At 59.4% G+C, this 22,586-nt stretch carries 19 protein-coding genes; 5 read left to right on the top strand and 14 right to left on the bottom strand.

The window, feature by feature from the left end:
* Nucleotides 1-20: 20 nt before the first annotated feature.
* The 3 genes from KP699_RS02020 to KP699_RS02010 form a co-directional block, all read right to left on the bottom strand.
* The gene (locus tag KP699_RS02020) at nucleotides 21-2,672 is read right to left on the bottom strand and encodes a pitrilysin family protein (RefSeq protein WP_215761519.1); all 2,652 of its coding nucleotides are present in this window, start codon (nucleotides 2,670-2,672) and stop codon (nucleotides 21-23) included.
* A gap of 173 nt (nucleotides 2,673-2,845) precedes the next feature.
* A complete protein-coding gene (locus KP699_RS02015) occupies nucleotides 2,846-3,502 on the bottom strand; it encodes a 2OG-Fe(II) oxygenase (RefSeq protein ID WP_215761446.1) in 657 nt (218 codons plus the stop codon).
* A gap of 86 nt (nucleotides 3,503-3,588) precedes the next feature.
* A complete protein-coding gene (locus KP699_RS02010) occupies nucleotides 3,589-5,553 on the bottom strand; it encodes an AsmA-like C-terminal region-containing protein (RefSeq protein WP_215761445.1) in 1,965 nt (654 codons plus the stop codon).
* Nucleotides 5,554-5,783: 230 nt separating this feature from the next.
* On the opposite strand from KP699_RS02010, the gene KP699_RS02005 reads away from it, so the two are divergent.
* Complete coding sequence (locus KP699_RS02005; RefSeq protein ID WP_215761444.1) at nucleotides 5,784-6,935, top strand: AI-2E family transporter; 1,152 nt, start codon at nucleotides 5,784-5,786, stop codon at nucleotides 6,933-6,935.
* Nucleotides 6,936-7,000: 65 nt separating this feature from the next.
* Here the strand turns inward: KP699_RS02005 and uvrB are convergent, their stop codons facing one another.
* Together uvrB and KP699_RS01995 are read right to left on the bottom strand one after the other, a co-directional pair.
* The gene (uvrB, locus tag KP699_RS02000) at nucleotides 7,001-9,283 is read right to left on the bottom strand and encodes an excinuclease ABC subunit UvrB (protein WP_215761443.1); all 2,283 of its coding nucleotides are present in this window, start codon (nucleotides 9,281-9,283) and stop codon (nucleotides 7,001-7,003) included.
* A gap of 117 nt (nucleotides 9,284-9,400) precedes the next feature.
* Nucleotides 9,401-10,384 carry an aldo/keto reductase gene (locus tag KP699_RS01995; protein ID WP_025827365.1) on the bottom strand — a complete coding sequence of 328 codons (984 nt, stop codon included), beginning with the start codon at nucleotides 10,382-10,384 and terminating at the stop codon, nucleotides 9,401-9,403.
* Between the two features lie 192 nt (nucleotides 10,385-10,576).
* Between KP699_RS01995 and KP699_RS01990 the strand changes: the two genes are divergently transcribed.
* The gene (locus tag KP699_RS01990) at nucleotides 10,577-11,059 is read left to right on the top strand and encodes an NUDIX hydrolase (RefSeq protein ID WP_252346721.1); all 483 of its coding nucleotides are present in this window, start codon (nucleotides 10,577-10,579) and stop codon (nucleotides 11,057-11,059) included.
* A 154-nt stretch (nucleotides 11,060-11,213) separates the two neighbouring features.
* On the opposite strand, the gene KP699_RS01985 is transcribed toward KP699_RS01990, so the two are convergent.
* The 8 genes from KP699_RS01985 to KP699_RS01950 form a co-directional block, all read right to left on the bottom strand.
* Nucleotides 11,214-14,153, bottom strand: a complete 2,940-nt coding sequence (locus KP699_RS01985) for a glycosyltransferase (RefSeq protein WP_215761442.1) — start codon at nucleotides 14,151-14,153, stop codon at nucleotides 11,214-11,216.
* Between the two features lie 188 nt (nucleotides 14,154-14,341).
* Nucleotides 14,342-14,857, bottom strand: a complete 516-nt coding sequence (locus KP699_RS01980) for a disulfide bond formation protein B (protein ID WP_212358621.1) — start codon at nucleotides 14,855-14,857, stop codon at nucleotides 14,342-14,344.
* The gene (locus tag KP699_RS01975; RefSeq protein ID WP_086655978.1) at nucleotides 14,854-16,200 is read right to left on the bottom strand and encodes a trehalose-6-phosphate synthase; all 1,347 of its coding nucleotides are present in this window, start codon (nucleotides 16,198-16,200) and stop codon (nucleotides 14,854-14,856) included. The genes KP699_RS01980 and KP699_RS01975 overlap by 4 nt, the downstream gene beginning before the upstream one ends.
* Before the next feature lie 3 nt (nucleotides 16,201-16,203).
* Complete coding sequence (gene otsB, locus KP699_RS01970; RefSeq protein WP_025827359.1) at nucleotides 16,204-16,947, bottom strand: trehalose-phosphatase; 744 nt, start codon at nucleotides 16,945-16,947, stop codon at nucleotides 16,204-16,206.
* A gap of 154 nt (nucleotides 16,948-17,101) precedes the next feature.
* The gene (locus KP699_RS01965; protein ID WP_252346720.1) at nucleotides 17,102-17,704 is read right to left on the bottom strand and encodes a DUF2155 domain-containing protein; all 603 of its coding nucleotides are present in this window, start codon (nucleotides 17,702-17,704) and stop codon (nucleotides 17,102-17,104) included.
* A gap of 2 nt (nucleotides 17,705-17,706) precedes the next feature.
* On the bottom strand, nucleotides 17,707-17,925 hold the full coding sequence (locus KP699_RS01960) for a hypothetical protein (protein ID WP_215761441.1): 219 nt from the start codon (nucleotides 17,923-17,925) through the stop codon (nucleotides 17,707-17,709).
* 45 nt (nucleotides 17,926-17,970) lie between these two features.
* The gene (gene mlaD, locus KP699_RS01955; RefSeq protein WP_025827354.1) at nucleotides 17,971-18,519 is read right to left on the bottom strand and encodes an outer membrane lipid asymmetry maintenance protein MlaD; all 549 of its coding nucleotides are present in this window, start codon (nucleotides 18,517-18,519) and stop codon (nucleotides 17,971-17,973) included.
* A 55-nt stretch (nucleotides 18,520-18,574) separates the two neighbouring features.
* Entirely contained in the window at nucleotides 18,575-18,943 is a 369-nt protein-coding gene (locus KP699_RS01950; protein ID WP_215761440.1) for an NADH-ubiquinone oxidoreductase subunit NDUFA12 family protein, read from the bottom strand.
* 210 nt (nucleotides 18,944-19,153) lie between these two features.
* Here KP699_RS01950 and KP699_RS01945 point away from each other — a divergent pair, with 210 nt between their 5' ends.
* Genes KP699_RS01945 through KP699_RS01935 form a run of 3 tightly spaced genes read left to right on the top strand, consistent with a single transcriptional unit; the run spans nucleotide 19,154 to nucleotide 22,426 of the window.
* Nucleotides 19,154-20,734: a vitamin B12-dependent ribonucleotide reductase gene (locus KP699_RS01945; RefSeq protein WP_215761439.1), complete on the top strand. Its 1,581-nt coding sequence runs from the start codon at nucleotides 19,154-19,156 to the stop codon at nucleotides 20,732-20,734.
* Nucleotides 20,735-20,787: 53 nt separating this feature from the next.
* A complete protein-coding gene (locus KP699_RS01940) occupies nucleotides 20,788-21,252 on the top strand; it encodes a RidA family protein (RefSeq protein WP_077930550.1) in 465 nt (154 codons plus the stop codon).
* A gap of 16 nt (nucleotides 21,253-21,268) precedes the next feature.
* Complete coding sequence (locus KP699_RS01935) at nucleotides 21,269-22,426, top strand: GNAT family N-acetyltransferase (RefSeq protein ID WP_215761438.1); 1,158 nt, start codon at nucleotides 21,269-21,271, stop codon at nucleotides 22,424-22,426.
* Here KP699_RS01935 and KP699_RS16595 read toward each other — a convergent pair.
* Nucleotides 22,396-22,530 (bottom strand): hypothetical protein, encoded by a 135-nt coding sequence (locus KP699_RS16595; protein ID WP_256442265.1) that lies wholly within the window; start codon nucleotides 22,528-22,530, stop codon nucleotides 22,396-22,398. The two genes, KP699_RS01935 and KP699_RS16595, sit on opposite strands and share 31 nt — an antisense overlap.
* Nucleotides 22,531-22,586 lie beyond the last annotated feature (56 nt).

Below are 22,586 nucleotides of genomic sequence, written 5' to 3'. Positions count from 1 at the left end.
AAGAAAACGGAGGGTTATTTTTACCAGGTCGGTGCTGGTCCTTTGACAATCTGAGCCAGATCATCCGGACGGATCCATTTCTGGAATGCGGCCTGCACTTCAGCGCCCGTTGCTTTGTAATAAACCTGCGCGGCGCGATCGGTATTATCCAGTGGCAGTCCAAGCTCCTCCAACCCCAGATACTGCGCGGCAATGCTGCTCAGGCTGGCGCGACGCAGTGGCAAACTCCGCAGAAGAGAAGCTTTTGCCAGAGACAATTCATCCTCCGTCGGGGGAGCCGTCTGCATGGATTTCAAATCCTGCAACGCAGCGACACGGGCTTTACCAACTTTGTCCGGATCTGATCCGTATTCAATATTATAAGAGCCCCGAGTACGCCCCCAGTCAAAGCTGCTGCCCACGGAATAGACATAACCAGTTTTGACCCGCAGATCCCGATACAGACGGGAAGAGAAGAGACCACCCCCCAGCACCTCATTGCCAAGCTGCAACAGGAAATGGTCCGGGTGAGACGCCGTCAGGCCCAGCGTTTCCGCCAGCACCACGCTATCCTGCACGCTGCTTTTATCAGGCACATTGGCACGCGACGCTTTGCTGAGCGGCACAGCCGGCAAATCCACCACCGGTTTTGGCCCCTCTGCTTTCCAACCGCCAAAAGCCTGCTCTACCACAGAGCGCGCTTTTTCCGGCGTGATGTCGCCCGTCACAACAATTGTCGTGAGGTCAGGCCGCCAGGCTGCCTGATAGTATTTCAGCACATCATCCCGCGAAATGCTCATGAGAGATTGCGGTGTGGCGTGGCGCAGTTCCGGATCTTTTGCTGGCAAAAGGGCCGTTTTAATCGCCTGCCCGAACAGGAAGCCGGGAGACACCAGCAAACCGGCCTGCCCCTGTGCGGCCTGCATCCGCACAATCTGAAATGCCTTTTCCGGAAAAGCCGGATGTAGTTCATTTTCTGCAAGCAGAGCAATGCCTTTTTCAAAATCAGGCGTCAAAACCTGAAGTGAGAAGCTGCCCCCGGCACTTTCCCATGCCGGAATATCATCCAGTGCTTTCTGGAAGCCCAGACGATCATGTGTTGCCGTACCGTAGGAGAACAGGCCCTCCGTCAGGTCCTCCACCCCTTCTTTGCCCTCGGGTTCCTGCATGGCCGCGTTCTGGCGGATCTCACCGGAAAGCTGAATGGTGTGGCTGACGTGAGACGGCCAGACAATCAGCTTCAGCCCATTGGGCAAGGTGCTGACGACCGGCTGCGGCGTGGGTTTAGGTTCTTCCAGATGGGACAAGGCGTTTTCTGCCCAGTCCGGCAGTTTAACCGGCTTGTCAGGCGTAGAGGCAAAAGATTCCGCACCACCAAACCCTTTTCCGGCCACAGGCTTGCCAGATGCTTCCGGCGTCAGCACTGCGGTCACAGCGTGAGCGGGATCCAGTAGTTTTGCCGCCAGACGATTAACCGCCTCCGGCGTAACAGCCTGATAGGCGGCAACGATATCGCCCGGAGCGTCAAGATTGTGGAACGCCAGTGCGGTGGACCACTGGGCCGCCAGACCACTCACAGAGTTTGCGGAAAACTGAAGCTGGGCAATTTCCCGCTTTTTCGCTGCTTCCACCAGCTCCCCTGGAACGCCGTCTTTACGGATTTTCTCCAGAACACCGCGCAGATCATTCAGGGCTTTTGCGGAATCTCCTCCTTTGGGAAACGCGGCAAGCGCCAGACCAAACCCTGCTTCTTTCTTGGGCGCGTATTCAAAACCGGCAAACAGCGCCTTGCCCTGCGGCACCAGATCATACAACGCCCCGCGCTGGCTCCCCAGCACATCAGACAGAATATCCGCAACAGCAAACGTGTCTGCCGTGCGTCCCGGCATGGGGTAGGCGAGCGTTGCAAAGCCAACCGGATAATCCGTCGGGAAGCTGAGCGTTTTAGCCGGAGGCGGCACCGGAGCCACTTTTGGCCGCTCCGGCAGGGTTTTACGCGGCACAGCCCCGAAGGCGTCCCGCACCTGATCCAGCGCCGTCACGGGGTTTACATCCCCCACAATGACCAGAACCGCATTGTTGGGCGCATACCATTTTTCGTAAAAAGCGCGCAGATGGGCTGCATCTGTCTTCTCGAAGGACGGACGCGTGCCCAGCGCGTCATGCGCGTAAGGCGTCCCTGCAAACAGGATGGACTGCAACTGTTGCAGATACAGATAGGCCGGGCTGGACAGATCCCGTGAGACTTCCTGCTCAATCGCCCCGCGTTCCTTACTCCAGTCTGCTTCAGACAGAGTCAGACCTTTCATGCGCAGAGCTTCAATTTTCAGAAGAACAGGAAGGTCCTGCGCCTGTGCGGTATAGAAATACTGCGTAACGTCTTCAGTCGTGTCCGCATTGTAGCTGCCGCCCAGACGGGTGCCCACAGCAGCCAGCTGGTCCTTATCCAGCCCGGTGCTACCGCGGAACATCATATGTTCCAGCGCATGGGCCGTACCGGGAAAGCCCTCCGGCGCCTCTGCCGAACCAACGAGATAATTGATTTCCGTTGTCACGACGGGTGCCAGACGGTTGGGCACAATGACCACCCGCAGGCCGTTAGGCAGGGTCGCGCGCACCACCTGTGCACTGCTAAGAGCCGCAGGCACCAGCGCAGACGGGGCCTGTTGTGCCAGAGCCGCCGGTATGGACATAACTGAGGATAGCGCTGTGCCTGCCAGAATGGCCGCCCCCAGAATAAGAGGCGATACGCCCGACGCCCGTAACCGCGCCGGTCTGCCAGACTGTTTTACAGTACCTGATATAGAAAAGGGAAAAGCCATTCTTAAATCCTTTGTCCGTATAATTTATTTACAGAAATCAGGCTTCAGACACTGACACCCGGCAGTGAGAATTTTTTCGCCATAGCCGACAACTGATGCCGCCGCAGTTCAGACCGGGCACGGGCATCTTCCGTCATATAATTCAGCTGAATGGTGTAACGCTGGCCCACAAACTGCCGATGCCCATGCCATGTGGTGGGGCCGTTGGGGAAAATCAGCAGTGTGCCTTCTACGGGCGGCACTTCCTTGGCGTAATCTTCAATATCATGCGGGCCACGCAGCAGACGGACACAGCCTTCCTGCTTCTGCCAGCTCTCTTTTTCCGCAGGGTTCAGATACAGCAGAACCGTCACGCGCTTGGCGAGGGAATCTGTATGAATCCGGCCATCCTTCTCCCGCGTGCGGCCACGGATGGTCAGCATTGTAGGCGCGTGGTCCAGATCAAGATGGAATTTTTCCGCAATAATGCGCCGCAGCTCCGGCCCTTCCATGGCCGCCACCACAGACTGCATCAGCGGGGAAAGGGTAAGGGACGAAGGCGGGAAAGACCCGCCAGACCGGATATCGGGCAGGCTGGCAAACAGCCGGGGCAGATCATCCTGCCGGATAAAATGCGGGACAACCACATGCGGAAACGGGTCAGCACAGACAGGTGCTGTGGCCAGAGCCGCATAATCCGGCTGTATCGAGGTGTCTGACATGGTCTTGCGTTCCGTCCAGATATGAACCCTTTGCAAGACGAACGGTAGAAGGGAAGTGCGGCAGGAACAAGCCCTGCCCCCCTTTCTTACGGCCCGATAGCCCGGTAACAGGCATTTTTCAGGGCAAACTGCTTCACGCCCGCAGGCAGCGTGTTCAGCCGCTCGGTCTGGGCCATCATGGCCCGCCCTTCCGCCGACCAGCTTGCCGGACGCACCTTCGGGCTGCTGAAGCTGCCGCTGACACGCACCGGAATATCCAGCGCAAAACGCCCGGTTGTGGAGGCCTGACTGCCAAAAGTCAGATCAAACCACTTCCTGTTCAGGTCAAAACGGGCATTGGCCGCCACGGTGCCATCCCCTGTCCGGATGCGCAGAGGCAGAGCCTGCCCTACACCAGCACGGGAACTCACCACGCCGAGCATACAGGCCACCGGCGTCATACCTTTGGGCTTGTTAAACAGCATCCGCAAATCAGCCGAGACAAGGCCGATCACCTTACGGTCCAGACTGCCGCTGGTCATGGAAACAGCGGCCGCCACATCTGCCGCATGCACAGCCGCGTTCAGCGTCTTCTGGGTCGCATCCGCCCGCATCTGCATGTCTACACGCCCTTGCAGCGGCACAGGGCCAAAGCCCAGAACCTGACGCAGTTTTTCAATATCCGCGCCAGAGACATTCACGGACGCCCCGACATGCGACGCCCCTTTGTCGGCCGCCTCAATTTTACCGGAGGCCTTCAGATTGGCGCCGAGATAATCAAGGCTCAGCGTATCCACCGCAACCGCGCCGGGGGCGACAGACGCCGCCAGCGTCATGTTTGAGAACGTCAGAACATTGTAGGACAGTTTTTTAACGGACAGATGCGCATCAACCAGCGGGTCCGGCGCGGGATCAACCGTGAGCGGCATATCCGTCTGCGTCGGGCTGGCGGCTTTCTGATGGCTGAGAAATTCATTCAGGTTCAGCTGACTGAAGGCAATATCCGCGGTGATATGATCCGGCTTGCCGTGGCTGCCTTCCACAAGGCGCATCAGGGTGATGGTCATGGGGTTGTCCTTCACCATCCCCTGACCCTGCGTGACGCTCCACAGATCTCCCTCATGCTCAAACTGGCCGGACATCTGCACGGCAATATCCTGCTGCGCGGGCAGCCCGGCAATCTGCATCATCGGGCGGGAGGTCGGGCTGTTAAAGGTAACAGCCCCCCTGATACCATCGGCGTTGATCGGGTCCGTTGCCGTCCCCCTGAACGTGATGGTCATGTCACCAGACTTCGCCTCCATATCTATCCCATAGGGCGTTTTTGTCTGCCGCAGGATGGAGAACGGCTGCATGGTGGCTGTCATGGTCACCGGGGTGTCATTATACGCCCCGTCAACCGTTAGATGGACGGGTTTGTCCGCACCCTCTGTCTGAAGTGTGACGGTTTTCAGCGTGGTGCGGAACTCTGAACCATGCGCCGTGCGGTAAATGACCTCCCCCTTCTGCACAGCAACATCAAGCGCCGTGGGGTAATCACTCCGGTCGTCCGGGCCACTCTGAGCCGGATGTGGCGCGGGCTTTGCTCCGGCTTCCGCCTGCTTGCCGAACCGCCAGTTTGGCACGCGCTGCGGGGTACGTTCCACCATCACATAAACATCTGAAATAGCGACATGCCGCACCAGCATCGGACCATGCAGCAGGGAGGACACATTCACTTCCGCGGCAAGATGCCCCACCCGCACCATATCCGGCCCCGTGCCGCCAGGAATATTGGCCAGACGGGCATTGGCAATCTCAACCTTCAGCCAGCGTCCGGGCGTGACATGCAGGCTGCCGATTTCCACCGTCCGCCCCAGAGCCGCCGTTGCGCGGCGGGCAACAAAACGCCCCAGATCCGCCTTGCGGAGAAAAACCCAGCCCGCACCGCCAGAGGCTGCAACAAGTGCGACAGCCCCCACGCCACCCCACAGCGCCCAGAAGCCCGTACCGCGCCGTCTGGTCTGGCCACTGGCCGGGCCGCCCTTCTGGCTCTCGGGTCTGGCGGCGTTATCACTGGCCTGATCTGACATTCAAATCCTCAATTTCCCGCACCCTGTTTCCAGCCGGAACGATGCGCTTTTTCTGCCCGCTGGCAGGATCGGGTGCTCTTGTAGGAAAAAATGACGCCCCCGTCATGTCCATGATTGGCATAGCAGAGAACCTCAGATACCTCTGTGCCTTGCCGGGTCGTCTTTCTATCCCCACTGTGGCGGCGGAGCAGCGCAAAGAGCCTTCCTCCCTGAGGATGAAAACGGACGAAATGACGAACAAGACCCTCCCCCCCAGTGACATACCCGCACACCAGACACGAGTCGTTCTGGCTGCCATGACGGCGGTGGGGATGATCCTCTGCTCGCTCTGGGTTGTGCGCCCCTTTCTGCCAGCCACCATCTGGGCCGTGACAATCGGGATCACCACATGGCCCCTGCTCCTGCATATTCAGAAATTTCTGTGGGGCAGCCGCGGGCTGGCGGTCACCGTGACCTGTCTGGTAGCGCTGATGGTCTATGTCCTGCCCTTCTGGCTGGCGACCACCACCGTCCTGACGCACACGGCAGAACTGAAAACCCTTGCGGATTCTGCTCTGGCATTCCGCATCCCCTCAGAACCGCAATGGATCCAGCATCTGCCGCTGATCGGCCCCAAAACAGCCGACTGGTGGCAGCAGATTGAAAATGTACGTCTGCCGCAACTCGCCAACCGTATTTTGCCTGATACGGGCAAGGTGATCGGCTGGGTGCTGGATTATGCGGGCAGCTTTGGCATGCTCGCGCTGCAATTTCTGCTGACCCTGATTATTCTGGCCGCCCTCCACACACGTGGGGAAGCCGCCGCCAGTCTGGTCATGAACTTTGGGTCTGCTCTGGCGGGGGAACGCGGCCGGGAGATGGTGCTACTGGCCGGGCGGACCATCCGGGGCGTGGCTGTGGGTGTGACCGTAACGGCGATTGCGGAAAGCGCGGTCGGCGGGATCGGCATGGCCTTAACCGGAGTGCCCTGGGCCAGTATTCTGACAGCCGTGACCTTTATTGTCTGCCTGCTTCAGGCTGGTCCCGGCGTGACGCTCATTCCGGCGGTGATCTGGATGTTTTTCTTGCGCGGCGCTGGCCCGGCCATTGTGCTGCTGGTGTTTACCATTCTTGCGATTGTAATTGATAACCTTCTGCGCCCCTTCCTTATCCGCAAACAGGCCAATGTGCCGCTGGTGCTGATTATGGTGGGCGTTATTGGCGGGCTGGCGGCGTTCGGGCTTGTGGGGATTTTTGTCGGACCGATGATCCTGTCCGTCACCTATACACTCGTGAAAAGCTGGCTTTCAGAAACAGATTTCCAGACGTCTGATCTGAACGACCCTCTGCCAAGCCTGCCCGCAACGGCACAGACCCGCTCCTCCACCACTGATACAGAGTGAGGCGGCCTTCCGCGCAGCAGAGTAGGGGCAGCAGAACCACCCCCCTTCTCCTTAACTCTGGCCCCTTAACTCCGGCTGCGCCCGCGTTTAGGTTTGGGCTCATATCCGCCACCGCCCGGCCCCAGCGGGCGTGGCACCTGATCCTTTTTTGCCTTGCGCCGCGCTCCGGATTTCTGCCCGGCGGTTGAAGACGGAGCCGGGGGCGCATCCAGCCCCAGTTGCAAGGCTTCCAGCCGCTTGATTTCATCCCGCAGGCGGCCTGCTGTTTCAAATTCCAGATCGGCCGCGGCTTCACGCATCCGCTTTTCCAGCCCGGCAATAGCGGTATCCAGATCCTGCCCGACAAATTCAGCAACACCCGCATCTTCATCCGGTGCGACAGTCACGTAATCCTGCTCAAACACGGAGGAGACAATGGCACCAATATTCTTGCGCACACTTTGCGGCGTAATGCCGTGCGCCTCGTTCCACGCCATCTGCTTTTCACGCCGCCGGGCTGTTTCCTCCACCGCGTATTGCAAAGAGTCCGTCATTTTATCAGCATAAAGCAGCACCCGCCCTTCCACGTTACGGGCAGCACGGCCAATGGTCTGGATCAGAGAGGTACGGGAACGTAGGAAACCTTCCTTATCCGCATCCAGAATGGCAACCAGCGAACATTCCGGAATATCCAGCCCCTCACGCAGCAGGTTGATGCCTATCAGCACGTCAAACGCGCCAATCCGCAGGTCCCGGATAATCTCAATCCGCTCCAGCGTATCCACATCGGAATGGAGATACCGCACTTTGATGCCAGCTTCGTGCAGATAATCGGTCAGATCTTCCGCCATGCGCTTGGTGAGGGTTGTCACCAGCACACGGCCACCCTTAGCAACCGTCGCCCGACATTCCGCCAGAAGATCATCCACCTGATGCTCCACGGGGCGGATATCCGTCACCGGATCAATCAGGCCGGTCGGGCGAATAACCTGCTCGGCAAACACGCCACCTGTCCGCTCCATTTCCCACGGGCCGGGTGTGGCGCTGACAAAGAGACTTTGCGGACGGAACTTGTCCCACTCCGCAAAATTCAGCGGGCGGTTATCAAGGCAGGAGGGCAGACGGAACCCAAACTCGGCCAGAATAGATTTCCGCGCGTTATCGCCACGCTCCATGCCGCCAATCTGCGGCACCGTAACATGGCTTTCATCCACAATCAGCAAGGCATCTTCAGGCAGATATTCAAACAGGGTCGGTGGCGGATCACCCGGTTTGCGGCCTGACAGATAGCGGGAATAATTTTCAATCCCTTTGCACACGCCTGTCGTTTCAATCATTTCCAGATCAAATGTCGTGCGCTGGTCCAGCCGCTCGGCCTCAAGCAGCTTGCCGTCCTTCGTAAATTGATCGAGCTGCTGACGGAGCTCCTGTTTGATCCCCACAATCGCCTGCTGCAAAGTCGGGCGTGGCGTAACGTAATGGCTGTTGGCGTAAATGGTAATTTCCTGAAGATCAGCCGTCTTTTCACCCGTCAGCGGATCAAACTCGATAATCCCGTCAATCTCATCCCCAAACAGGGAAACACGCCAGGCCCGGTCTTCATTCTGCACCGGGAAAATATCAACCGTCTCCCCGCGCACCCGGAAGGTGCCACGGGTAAAGGCTGCGTCATTCCGGCGGTATTGCAGTTCGACCAGCCCCCGCACCAGACGGTCCCGGTCAATCTCCCCACCCAGTTCCAGCTTGACGACCATGCGGGAATACGTTTCGACCGAGCCGATACCGTAAATGCAGGAGACAGACGCCACGATAATCACATCGTTCCGCTCCAGCAGCGCCTGCGTGGCGGCGTGACGCATCCGGTCAATCTGTTCGTTAATCTGGCTGTCTTTTTCAATATAGGTATCGGACCGGGGCACATAGGCTTCCGGCTGATAGTAATCATAGTAGCTGACAAAATACTCAACCGCGTTATTCGGGAAAAACTGTTTCATTTCCCCGTAAAGCTGTGCGGCCAGTGTTTTGTTGGGGGCCAGAATAAGGGTTGGTTTCTGGGTGGCCTCAATCACCTTCGCCATGGTGAAGGTTTTACCAGACCCGGTAACCCCCAGCAGAACCTGATCACGCTCATTCGCCTCAATCCCTTTAAGGAGATCGGCAATCGCCTGTGGCTGGTCCCCTGCCGGTTCATATTCCGAGACCACTTCCATGCGCCGCAGTTTGGGCCGCGCCGCCTGACGGTCAGGCTCAAACGTGACAGCCGGGAGGCTGGCGGCACGCTCACTCAGCGTGCCCCGTTTTTTACCACGGGCAGCCGCCGGAGCAGAGGAAGAACGAGACGCGGAATCGGGAGCGGTGCGGGATGCCATAGGCCTCAACATGGTGTGCGAACCGGTTTGCTGCAAGCCTGAGTGCGTCAGACCGTTCCCGGCGGTATCCGCGCCAGCGCTCCGCTGCCGGATACCGCCCGAACCTTCAAAAAAAGGTCAGCTTCTGGCGGACGGGGCCATAAACTCCGGCCCCACAGGATCAGAAATGTCACGTGTCAGAATGGCGTCAATAGCCTTCATATCCGCCTCATCCAGCGTCCAGCCAAAAGCTTCATCCACCCCGGTAATCTGCTCGGGCTTTCTGGCACCCCAGAGCGCAATGGTCGGTCCACGGTCCAGCACCCAGCGGATGGCAAGAGCCAGCATGCTCTTGCCATGCTTGTCCGCAATGGCCTTCAGATCATCCACCGCTTTCAGATACTGGCCAAAGCGCGGCTGCTGGAATTTGGGGTCGCTTTTGCGCAGATCATCGCCTTCAAACTTGCGGTCCGCCGTCATGCGGCCGGACAGCAGGCCACGGCACAGCGGCCCATAGGCCAGCACAACCAGATTGTTTTTAATGGCGTAAGGCAGAACGTCTTTTTCAATCTCACGCTCAAACAGATTGTAGGGCGGCTGGATTGTGGCGAGAGGCGCAAACTTCCGGAATTCATCCATTTGCTCCGGCGAGAAATTACTGACACCCAGCGCGCGCACCTTGCCGTCCTTCACCAGTTTTTCCAGCGCACGGGCCGTTTCTTCCAGCGGTGTTTTGGGGTCAGGCCAGTGCACCTGATACAGGTCAATATGGTCCGTCCGCAGGCGGCGCAGAGAGTCTTCAATCTCCTGCGCGATCCGCGCCGGGCGGCTATCACGGAACACTTTGCCGTCCTGCCAGTTCAGCGCCACCTTGGTCGCCAGAATGACTTTGTCCCGCTTGCCTTCCAGCGCGCGGCCAATCACCTCTTCTGAATGGCCGAACCCGTAAACCGGAGCCGTATCAATGACGTTGATGCCCAGTTCCAGTGCCTTATCAATGGTTTTTGCAGCATTCACATCATCCGGGCCACCCCACATGGACCCACCAATAGCCCATGTTCCAAGCGCAATGCGGGATGCAGGCTTGGCAAGACCCGGAATGGAAAGGGTTTCTGCTGTCATGATCAGACACTCCTCGTAACGTCATAAAAAACTGTCCATCAGACGGACCACGCGCCGGACCCTGCCTGACAGAAGACATCTGTTTTAAACGCAGCACGCCCCACCTGTTGCATTACACATGCGAAAGGCGGGCATGTTCCTGACGGGATGCGCACCATAAACCCGGCGCAACGCCCCGCACAATGCTTGACCATGACCAGAAAATTTTTGCATTTTCTGAGCATGATTTCTGCATCTCCCCCTCTCATGCCGCGCGTAGGTGTTCTGGCGCTTGTGCGGCATGGCCGTAATGTTGTGCTGGTGCGCCGGGCCAATGCGCCTGACGCCGGCCTGTGGGGCTTTCCCGGCGGGCGGGTGGAAGCCGGAGAAACCCTGTTTCAGGCCGCGGAGCGTGAATTACGGGAAGAAACCGGCCTGAACGCACGCGCCCTGCAAACCGTTGATGTTTTTGACAGCATCCACCGCACACCAGAGGGCACACTGGCCTTCCATTACGTGATTATTGCTGTCCTGTGTGAGGAAACGGCCCGACACCCCACAGCGCCCCACGCCGCAGATGATGCCCTTGAGGCCCGGTGGTTTTCTTATGAAGACGTGCAGGCTCTTGGCCCCAAAGCCTGCGCCCGCCTGTTTGAACTGACGCAGAAAATTATTCCGCCCCGTCAGGCCGAATAAACGCACGATTACACATTCTGTTAAAAAAAGAATTGATTTTCCGGTCAGGCCAGCACGCAAGGCCTGTAAAATCCGGCAGGTTTTGTAAGAGGCCACAGAATGGCCTGTCTCTCACAAAACCTCCGGTTCAGTCTTTGAGAATCACAAACCAGTTTTATGAAAAGCTGAGAATACCCTTTAACTGTTCAAGATATATCTCGCGGGAATGTTCCTCTCGCACCCGGGCAAGCTCATGCTCACGGATGCTCTCCCACAGCACCTTATCTTCATACAGTCGGACAACAGCATCCGCGAAGGCCTGCGGGTCCGTCGTGCTGACACTCAGCATGTCCTCACCCGGCGTCCAGCCCACCTGCTCACACAGGATGGAGGAGGCCACAATGGGCAGACCATGCGCTGCGGCCTCGTGAATTTTGTAGGGAATACCGGCTGCAAATCGCGTCGGGGCCACAAAAATCCGGTGGCTGTCATACACCGGGCCAACGGCGGAAACGCGCCCCAGCAGGTTCACGCGCGGATTTTTTGCCAGCAGAGAGAGATCAACTCTGGGGCTGATATAGCCACACACAGTAAATTTCACATCCTCCGGCAGACGCCCTTCCAGCCGCGGCAGGACCTCGCTGCTAAACCATGCAAGGGAATCCACATTGGGGGAATCTGCATCATGCATCGCGCCGAGGAAGAGAATATCACGCCGCGCGTCCCATCCCGGACTATAGGGCAACGGCTTTTGCATATGGCCCAGAACCCCGACATTCGGGAAGCCGTTCTTCTTCAGAATCTCAGCATCCTTTCTGTTCACAGCAACAATTTTCTCAGCCATGAACAAATGACGGAATTCGTGCTTCAGCATTTCATCAACGGTCTGCTCCGGCGCACCTGTGCCGCGCAGAAGGTGCTTCTGATGCTCACGCGGTGCCGCCACAGCCTCGGTATCAATAATCACGGCATGGGATGAAATGGCATCCGCACACTGCATCAGCACCGGTGCCAGACGGTCCGCATTATGGGTGCGGGCAATCCACACAAGATCATAATATCCGGCACGGGATTTAATGAAGTCTTCCAGTTCCGGCAGTTCCCGGTCCCAGATCACCTCCGCGCGGTCCGGGAAGGCACTGCAAATTTCTTCCATCGGTTCTGTGGGCCGGTAAACCGGATACACCGTGACATGATACCCCAGATCAATCATGCTCCGGATGACGTCATTAGACCGCGTAAAGCCTGACCCGAGGAACCGGTACGGCAGCCGGTCTTCAATAAACAGAATCCGCTTCTGCCGCGTGGCGGAAGAGCGTGCCCGTACCAGCAGACGCTCATGGAACAGATTTTTCTGCCGCAGATAGGCACCGTGCTTCCTGCGGAAAGTTTCCTGATTGCGCGCAATCATGGAGGCACCGCTGATAAAGCCGGACGTGCCATATTCATAGTGAATAACTACAATCGAGGGGTCATACACCACGTCCGACCCGGCCTCATGAATACGGAGGCACAGATCTGTTTCCTCAAAATAGGCCGGAGCATAATCGGTATCAAAACCACCCAGTTCTTTGAGGAGAGTGGTTCTGACCAGCAGGAACGCACCGGAGCAGAAATCAACCGAGCGCACAAAATTGGCTTCCGGCACATCCGGCCGCCTGTCACGCAGATAGCCGCAGACAGACCCGTCACGCCAGACAATGCTGCCAGCTTCCTGCAACATCCCGTTGGTGCGGACCAGCTTGGCCCCCACAGCCCCCGTCTGCGGCTCATTGCGCAGGCGCGCCAGCGCATTACCCACAGCGCCCGGCATCAGCTCCAGATCATTATTCAGATAGAGCGTGAAAGGGCCGCGCACTTTTTCAAGCGCTGCGTTGCAGCCCAGCAGAAAACCGATATTCCCCGGAAAGCGGATCACTTCCAGACCGCGCACATGCTGTTCAATCGTGCGCATTCCGTCAGTAGAGCCGGAATCCACCACAATAACCTGCATAGGCCCATTATAATTGGCCCGCAGAGACGCAAGCGCGCTCAGCGTCATGGCAAAATGGTTGTGCGCGATAATAATGACGGTCAGATCAGGATATTCATACGTAAAATCCAGCGTCTGATCGAGCAGCAGCGGCATCCGGATCCGGCACATCTCATGATAGAGCTTTTTGGAAATATGCTCGCTTTCCTGCTGGAAGGCCGCATTATCCTCAACCTTACCACCATGCGCGATGTAGTGTGCGAACGCGTCCGGATAATCCCCGCGACTGACTTCCTGCTGCACCGCCGGGTTGCGGTAATACCCTTCCAGATCAACGGTGGAGAGCGGTTTACGCAGTTCATGCACCCCATATTTCAGGAAATGCTCAAAGAAGTTGCGGAAATTTCCGTTTTCAACAGCGCCCGACACATCGTTATTGATGCTGCCGTAAAACTCTTCTGAAAAATACGGGTCCGGGTTGAAGAGTGTTGGCGTTTTATTGGCCAGATAATGGTGCAGGGCAGACGTCCATTCCTCGGCGTCCAGTTCCTTCCGCACCTGCGGATAGGTTTCCAGATACCATTCCGGGTCAAAATACCAGGAAAGTCTGTGGCCATACCCCGTGACAGGCGTTGTGGCCCGCACACACTGGGAATAAGGCCCCAGTTCGGTGGTGGTGGGCTGGCCGCCTTTCAGATAGGCATTGGGGTCGAAAAACCATGACCCGCTGCTATACTGGAAATCCCCGATATTCAGATAATGGTCATACCCGTTCCGGAAGCCCTCTTCCGCAAGGCTGACGTCAGACACGTCCTGACGCCGCTTCAGATAATAGCTTTCATCAAACAGCCAGTGCGGATTGTGGGAGGCAAAGCCCTTCTGGCAATAATGCTCAAACCCTGAGCGGAACTCCCCCCGGATAATCTGTTCCGCCACGCCGGGATATTTGCTCAGATACCAGTCTTCATCAAAATAAGGGTTGGGTGAGTGTTTAAGCCCCACCCCTTCTTTCTGATAAAAATCCTGAACATCCGCATCTGTTTGAATGTTCAGGAATGTCAGAAGCTCTGAATATTTTTCTTTATACCAGACACAGTCAAATACGCTCCAGTCGAGCTTCTTTTTGTTATCATATGTCGTCATAAAAAATTCCCGGGGCTTCCTGTTAGGCTGTGGCTCTATATTTTGGCGGAGCCTGCCAGCAGGCCCCGCGTTGCTTGCCTAAATGCTATCACAGGATCAGAACCGGGAACAGAAAACCGTGAGGCGCACAGACTGAAAATGCCTGTGCCCAAACCTCAGCGCGCGCCGGTTCCGCGCAGAGGCGGAATTTAGTAAAAAATTCTGCGGGCGGTGTGGCTCACACGGTAGCGCCAGACGCCAAAGACCCCCAGCACAGCCGCCGCATACAGCCCGCCCATGACAGACATGGATAACGGTAGACCGGGCAGCAGATAGGTTGGCGCGTCACACGGTTTAGACGGCAGAAGCGGCATGGATGCCAGACGTTCCGCCATGGTTGTGCCCGTAATATGGGGCGCATGGCATCCGGGGAGCGGGCTTTGCCACCAGCCCCACTCCACACCGGCATGGCAGAACGCCAGCCCCACGGAGGCCAGCAGGGTTGGCACACACAGCCACAGCACCGGGCCACCCGCAGCGCCGGGCAGCAGAATATCCACCAGCCCAATGAGAATCAGAACACGCCAGGGCCAGCGCTCAACCAGACATAATTCACACGGCATGATGTGGAGCACATGCTCCACCCACCACGCCACACCCAGCGCCACGGCCCCGGCCAGCGCAAGGAAGAGCCCCATTTTTCTGGCAGGTAATGCTGATCTCACGCGGTACGCGCCTTTCCCAGAGCCTGAATAAAGTCACGCGCCCACGTAACAGCCGTCACCCGCCAGACATCCGGCTCCAGATGATCCCAGCGGGCGCGCCGCTCCCCATCCGGCATGGTCAGGGCTTTATGCAGGGCGTCCGCAATCTCATCCGCATCGTGCGGGTTGACCATCAGGGCCGCCTCCATATCAGGTGCCGCCCCTGCAAAATGGGAGAGGATCAGCACACCGGGATTAGCCTTGTTCTGCGCCGCCACATATTCCTTGGCCACCAGATTCATGCCATCCCGCAGGGGCGTCACAAGGGCTGCGTCCGCAAGGCGGTAAAAACTGGCCAGCAGCGCACGCGGCACAGGGTGCGTCAGATACCGGATGGGCGTCCAGTCAAAATCCCCATAAGTGCCGTTAATGCGGCCGGCGGCTTCATCCAGTTCCCGCCGCAAGGCGCGATATTCCGGCACATTGCCACGGGAGACCGGCGTTACCTGAAGGTACACCACCTTGCCCCGATGCTCCGGGTAGCGTTCCAGAAAGACCTCATACCCCCGGAACCGCTCCGGCAGGCCTTTGGAATAGTCCAGCCGGTCCACCCCGATAATAAAGGGCTTTCCGCGCAGGCTCTCCTTCAGGCGCTGAACATCCGGATTGCTCAGCCCTTCTTCCGCCTGCTTTGCAAAACTGTCCGGGTCAATCCCGATGGGGAAGACCTCAGCCTTTGCCTCCACGCCGACAATGGCAAACCCGTCATTCATGTTCCGGGCATCGTCCTCGGTCTGCACACCGATCACATCATACGCCTGCATGGTCCGCAGCAGGGTATCCGCATCCGGCAAAGCGCGCATCAGGCTCCATGGCGGGAACGGGATGTGCAGGAAGAACCCGATCGGCGCGGTAACACCCAGATCCCGCAACGCCTGCCCCAGCGGGAACAGGTGATAATCATGGATCCAGATCATATCGCCCGGCTGCAACAGGGGCAGCAATTTACGGGCAAAGAGCGCGTTGACGTTCTGATAGACTGTCTGGTCCTTGCGCTCATAATCCATCAGGCCAGCGCGGTAATGGCAGAGCGGCCACAGGATGCCGTTGGAATATTTCTGGTAAAATCCGTCATATTCCGCGTGTGTCAGGTCGATTGTCGCGTAGGTGACATTCTCAACCTTATCAACACTCACCTCCGGGTCATGCCCATCTTCTTCAGGCACCTGCTGGCCTGACCAGCCAAACCACAGGCAGCTCCCCTCCTTCAGCGCCGCACGGAGGGCCACGGCCAGCCCACCGGCAGGCTGCAACCGGTCCCGCGGTGCGGGCACCCGGTTGGAGACAACAACGAGACGCCCCATTGCTCAGCCCTTCCCTTCAACCAGAGAGGCCAGCCAGGCCCGAAACGCTGTAGGGTTTGGAAAATCCGTCGGAATACGCAGGCCGACACCCCCAAGGCGCTTTGCTGCGGCCATGCCATCTTCATCCGTGACATCATCGCCGACAAAAACGGGTTTGCGGCCTGTAAACGGCGCGGACTTCATCAGCATGCTGACGGCATACCCTTTATCCACCCCGGCAGCCCGGATTTCCCACGCCATTTTTGCCGTCTGAACTTCAAAGGTGCCATTGGTACCCTTGACCCAGCTTTCGGCTGCCTGACGCAACGCGGCTCCGGCTTCCGGCACGGCACGGTAATGCAGCACAAAGCCGCCGGGCTTGTGCTCAAGCCGCGCACCCGGCCAGCCCGCAACAAGCTCCCGTGCCTCGGCAAACCATGACTGCGGAACCTGCGGCAGGGCGGCACGCTCAACCGGGCCACCGGGGCGATGCCGCACGGCAATGCCATGTTCACCCGCCACGGCAAACGGGATATCGCCCAGAAAATGGTCAATCTGATCAATCGAGCGGCCAGACACAATGGCCAGTGCATCTCCACAGGCCGCACGCAGGCGGCGCAGGGTTTCCGGCAGCCCCTCCGGCACCACAACAGAGTCTGGCGTCGGAGCAATATCGACCAGAGTGCCGTCAAAATCTAAAAGGAACGCTGCCTGATCCAGAGAGGGAACCTGAAAGCGAAAGTCCTGACTGGAAGAAGAACTGATCACGTAAACCTCTCTCGTTTTGCCGCAGGACCGTCCGGCCGGAAGCGAGCTGGCCCTGCGTTATGTCTCTGAACGATGCCTGAGCCGGAACGGCCAGACAACACCCCCAAAAGGCAAGACAGACCACACAGTCATAAACGATCAGGCCTGCCCGCCCTCAGTATTCTCCACCTGATTCAGGAGAGGCCGGGGGCGTATCCCCCGCAGGCGACGCATCGGAACCGGGGGCACCCTGCGCAGGGGCGGACTTATCCTCCCCGGACGGTGCCAGCACAGGCACGGCTGGCGTGGGCAGAGGGGGTGCCATCGGGGCGACATCCGCCCCTTCACACCGCACCATCCGTACATCATAGACAGCGCTCTCAAACACACCCAGCCCCGGCTCCGCAGCCAGCATCCAGCCCTTGAATGTCGCACCATCGGGGTGCGTATCATGCAGCTCCAGCCAGCCTGCGGCATCGGGAGACAGCGTTTTAGGCCGCTCCAGACACCGGCCTGCGGTGATATCCAAACTCTTATAGTGCGCCGTGGTTCCCGCCGGGACCGAAATCACTTCCACATGCGCATCCAGCCGGTCCAGCACCCGCACAACCGCCGTGCCCTTCCCCTGCCACACGCCAGACCCGTAAACCGCGGGGGGAGCAAGGGGCGTGCCCACAGCCAGCGCCGCCGGTACCATGCCCAGACCGCCCGGCCCCGTCACAGTCACAGTCACAGCCAGCAGGCTGCTCAGTGCAGCCAGACGGGAAAAATGCTTCATGCTCATGCTTTCTTTCCCTGATGCGGAGATGTGAGGGAGGCGACAAGATCCGTCAGACGGGCGCGCATTCCCTGCTCACTCACGCCCATCAGCACAGCGTCCTCAAAGGCATCGCGCAGGATCTCCTGCACTTCCAGCCAGTTTTCATCCAGCACACGCAGTTTTTCCTGACAGGAGACGGGCTGCCCGTCCTCCTGCAACCATAGTTTCGGGCTTTCCATACGGGAGTCGTCCTCTTCAGGCAGTCAGCATCAGAACAGAACGGCTCACGGAAGATCAGCTTTACCGGCGTCCCCTGTGGCGGGCGCTTTTGCGCCTGCCGCGTCTTTGTTGGCGCGGGTCAGCGTATCGGTAACTGAGAAAATGAATTTGCTGAGCAACTGTTCCAGACTGATGGAACCCTGCGTCTCACTGATGGTCGCATCAGGCGCCATTGTATGGTCATCCCCACCGGGAGACAGGGCGATATATTTTCCGCCCAGAAGGCTGTCACTGGTGATGATGGCCGCACTGTCCGTCGGCAGTTTGATATCCGGCCGCACCGTAAAGGTCACTTCCGCCTTGTAGGTTGCCGGATTGACGTGTTCCGACACCACCTGCCCGACGGTCACCCCGGCAAGCCGCACATCCGAGCCAACGCCCAGACCATCAATATGGGAAAAACCGGCATGCAGCCGGTAGCCGGTGGTGTCGGTCTTGCGGCCTTCCCCCACCACAGCGGCAACAAGCATCAGCCCGAGCAGGCCGAGAACAAGAACACCCGTCAGCAGTTCAAGTGACGTGCGCCGGGGTTTTACTGCCGTTACTGAAGCCATGCGTCCTGTTTACTCCCTGTCTGGAGACATACCTTAGCAGGGAATGTGTTTCAGATCACGCCTCAGGAGACCAGGACTCATAATCTCCCGTCGCGGGGGGATGCTGGCCGGTTTTATAGGGGCTGCCCACGGGGCGGTACGCCTGTGCGGTCCCGGTCAGGTTCGGCTGATGCGGCAGCTGCCAGGGCTTGCGCTCTTCCTGCGGGATGGGCGCATCCATTGTATGATGCAGCCAGCCCCACCACTCCGCGGGCACGGCGGAAGGGTCTTCCCCCTTCAGGTAAATCACCCAGCGTTCGGGCCGGTCCACCCCGCCGCCACGCCGGGCCGGTCCTGTGGATTCGTAATAGCACCGGCCGTCACAATCCTTGCCAATAAGGCGACCTTTGCGGCGCGTATGCAGCCATGTTCCGAAGTTTGCCATGAGCCAGAGGATAGGACTCCACTGCCCCGGCGGTCCATGATTTTTGCAGTCTGTGTGATCAACTCCACTCGATCAGAAACCGTGCGGCACGGGCAAAATCGCGCTGTGGAAAAGTTATCCCCCATATCCTCGTTATACCGGGCATTGTATACCGCAAATGACGGTCCGCACGGGTTCCACCGGCATTTGGGGCGGGCGTAGACTGCCTGCATGACAAAAGCCAGACGCCATTGGAACGGCGTGCTTATGAGCACGCTGCACGCCGCAGCAGACCCGGATGCCCCCCTGCGCTCCGTAACGCTGCCCGCTGAGTGGGATGCCGAGGCCGCCTCCGCTCTGGCCCAGCTTGTACCCGGCACGGGGCCCATTGATCTTGCCAGCACAGCCTCCCGCTGGGTGGATGCGCTGACGCAGGATGAGTCCACGGCTCGTTCTCTGGTGTGGCTGCTGCTGCTGCGGCAGGCCGCCCCGACGGAAGCCGTCTGGTCCTGCGAGTTTGATCGCCCGCCGGGCTTTCTGGTCAATCTGGCCGCCTTTATCTCCCCCGGTGAGGGCTTTGCGGCCGAAACCTTTGTCGCGGCCATCCGCCTGCTGTCTTCTGTTCTGCGCAACGCCGCGCGGACCACGGCAGACCAGCGGAACGGGGAACTGCCGCTGCCCGACCTGTTTGCCCCCGCCCCTGTGGCGGAAGCCCCGGCAAAACCGGCGGCAAAAAGCCAGACCGCCAAAGACAGCGAGGATCAGCCCACCCCTCCGGTTATCGCGGGCGATATCATGCTGACCAATCTGGATGCGTGTCTGGCCGGGGTCGGTCTGGATTATGATAGTGAAGATGGCCGTGCCGCCGCCTGCGCCATTGCCACGCTGGCCACCCTGACGGCCCATTCCGGCACTGGCCCCGAGTCCCTGCCGCTGCCGCCCGTGCGCACCGTGCTGCCCGGTCTGAGCGAGACGCTCCGCGCCGTCTGGCGGGAAGCGGCGGTTGCAACGGAAACGCCGCTCGCAACAGTGGAAACCGGCTTTTCCACATGCAGCGCGGTAGACGGGTTGCTGGGCGTGGAAGCCTGCGGTCTGGCCCCGGTGTTCTCCCTGCTCCGCCCGGATGGGCGGCTGGCCCCCAGCACACGCAACCGTCTGGATGCGCGGGATTTTACAACGGAAACGGCTCTTGCCGCCGCTCTGGCGGGCGAGACGGTTCTGCCCCTGCCCGGTCCGAACGCCCATATGGCCATGTATCGCGCCCTGACCGGCTTTATTGACCGCATGCCCGCCCGGCCGGACCCGGCGGCGCAAACGCTGGTGCGCAAGCTGGAACGCGGGATGCGCCGCGCCCTGCCGCAGCGCCACGGCGGCTTTACGCAAAAAACCAGCATTGGCGGGCACCGGCTGTTTCTGCGCACCGGCGAGTATGAAGACGGCACGCTGGGGGAACTGGCGTTAAACCCCACACGGGAAAGCTCCATGGTCCGGGGCCTGATGGAAAGCTTTGGGGAAGCCGTGAGCATTGGCCTGCAATATGGCGCGCCGCTGGATGCGTATGTCAGCAGCTTTGCATATTCCTGCTTCGGCCCCTCCGGCACGGTGGAAGGAGACCCTGTGGCCTCTTACGCCACCTCCATGCTGGACTATACGTTCCGCGCTTTATCAGACGCCTATCTGAACAAAAAGCTGCCCGATGGCCCGCATCAGGACAGTCAGATGGACCCGGACCCGCTTCTGCCGCTTGATTTCCCGGCGCAGGAAGGCGACCCTGTCCCCCGCAAACGCGGCAGCCTGCGGCTGGTCAGCTAGACCGGACCGGCCAAAGGCTCTGCCCGAACCCTGTCATTAAGGATCAGTCTCTCATGAGCACCACGCCTGAAGCCCGCCTGAAAGATCTCGGCATCACGCTGCCTACCCCTGCCGCACCGGTTGCCAACTACGTGGCCTGCGTGCAGACGGGCAATCTGCTGGTTGTCTCCGGTCAGCTCCCGCTGGCGGACGGCAAGCTGTTTGCAACCGGCAAGCTGGGCGACGCCGTTGCTGTGGATACCGCTGTGGAAGCCGCGCGCTACAGCATGATCAACGTCATTGCGCAGGTCAAAGCTGCTGTGGGCGACCTCAGCCGCGTGAAGCGCGTAGTGCGTCTGGGCGGCTTTATTGCCTGCACGCCCGAATTTACCGCTCATGCGTCCGTCATGAACGGTGCGTCCGATCTGGCCGTTGACGTCTTTGGCGATGCAGGACGCCATGCCCGCTCCACCGTGGGCGTGCCCTCCCTGCCGCTGGATGCGCCGGTTGAAGTTGAAGGCCTGTTTGAGATCGGCTGAATAACAGGGGGCCGGTATGTCTGACTGGTCTGTCTCCCTGCATGATGGCCTTGCCGCCATAGGCCAGACCGCGTGGGACTCCTGTGCCGGGGCTGACAACCCGTTTGTCAGCTACGCCTTTCTCTCCGCGCTGGAGGACAGCGGGTCTGTCAGCCAGCGCACCGGATGGCTGCCCCGGCATGTGACCTTACACGCGCCCGACGGCACACTAGCCGCCGTTTGCCCGGCGTATCTGAAGGGCCATTCCTGGGGCGAATATGTGTTCGATCAGGGTTGGGCCAGAGCATTTGAAGCCGCGGGCGGGCAGTATTACCCAAAACTTCAGGTTGCGGTGCCTTTCACCCCGGCCCCCGGCCCGCGCCTGCTGTGCGCCCCGTCAGCCCCGCCGGAAACCGCTACCATTCTTGCCGATGCCCTCCGCCAGATCTGCGGAGAAACCGGCCTTTCCTCCGCCCATGTCACGTTCTGTGAGGAACAGGAAAGCACTCTGCTCAGCCAGCACGGCTGGCTGCCGCGCCTTGGCGTGCAGTATCACTGGCATAACCACGGCTACAGCAGTTTTGATGATTTTCTGGCGACCCTCGCCTCGCGCAAACGCAAGGTGCTGAAGCGGGAACGGCGGGATGCCAACGCGGCGGGCCTCACCTTTCATACCCTGCGCGGTGCCGAAATTACCCCGGCAGACTGGCAGGCGTTCTACACCTTCTATCGCAACACCGTGGACCGCAAATGGGGTAGCGCTTACCTGACCCGTGAATTCTTCCCCCTGCTTTCTGAACGTCTGGGGGACCGCGTTGTGCTGATGGTGGCGCGGCACGGGGACACACCTGTTGCAGCCGCCCTCAACCTGCTGGGGGGCGATACGCTCTATGGCCGCAACTGGGGCTGCTCGGGGGACTGGCCCTTTCTGCATTTTGAACTCTGCTATTACCGCGCCATTGATTTTGCCATTGCGCATGGGCTGAAACGTGTGGAGGCCGGGGCGCAGGGTGAGCATAAAATTCAGCGCGGTTATGTACCCAGCCTGACCCATTCCGCCCACTGGCTGGAAAACACGTCTCTACGCTCCGCCGTCTCCGCCTTTCTGGCGGAAGAACGTCCGGCCATACGGGCTGAGGCCGACGCTCTCAGCGCACTCTCCCCTTACCGCAAGGATGAACCGGGGCCGTCCTGACGCTCTTCAGGCTGCCCTTTCCCCCGGCCCGGCACAACCATCTGGCCGCCTTTTATCGGGCAGGCAGCCGCCCCGTCCACACCGCCTGCATGGCGCCCTGCCATTGTCTGCCTGCGTTTTTTTGCGTATGGCAGGCAGGTCTTCCAACCGCCTTTTTCCG

The organism is Acetobacter sp. P1H12_c, assembly GCF_018811975.1.
Lineage (GTDB): Bacteria > Pseudomonadota > Alphaproteobacteria > Acetobacterales > Acetobacteraceae > Acetobacter > Acetobacter persici.
The sequence above is the reverse complement of the archived record's forward strand: the minus strand, read 5'-3'. Positions and strand labels throughout refer to the sequence as shown.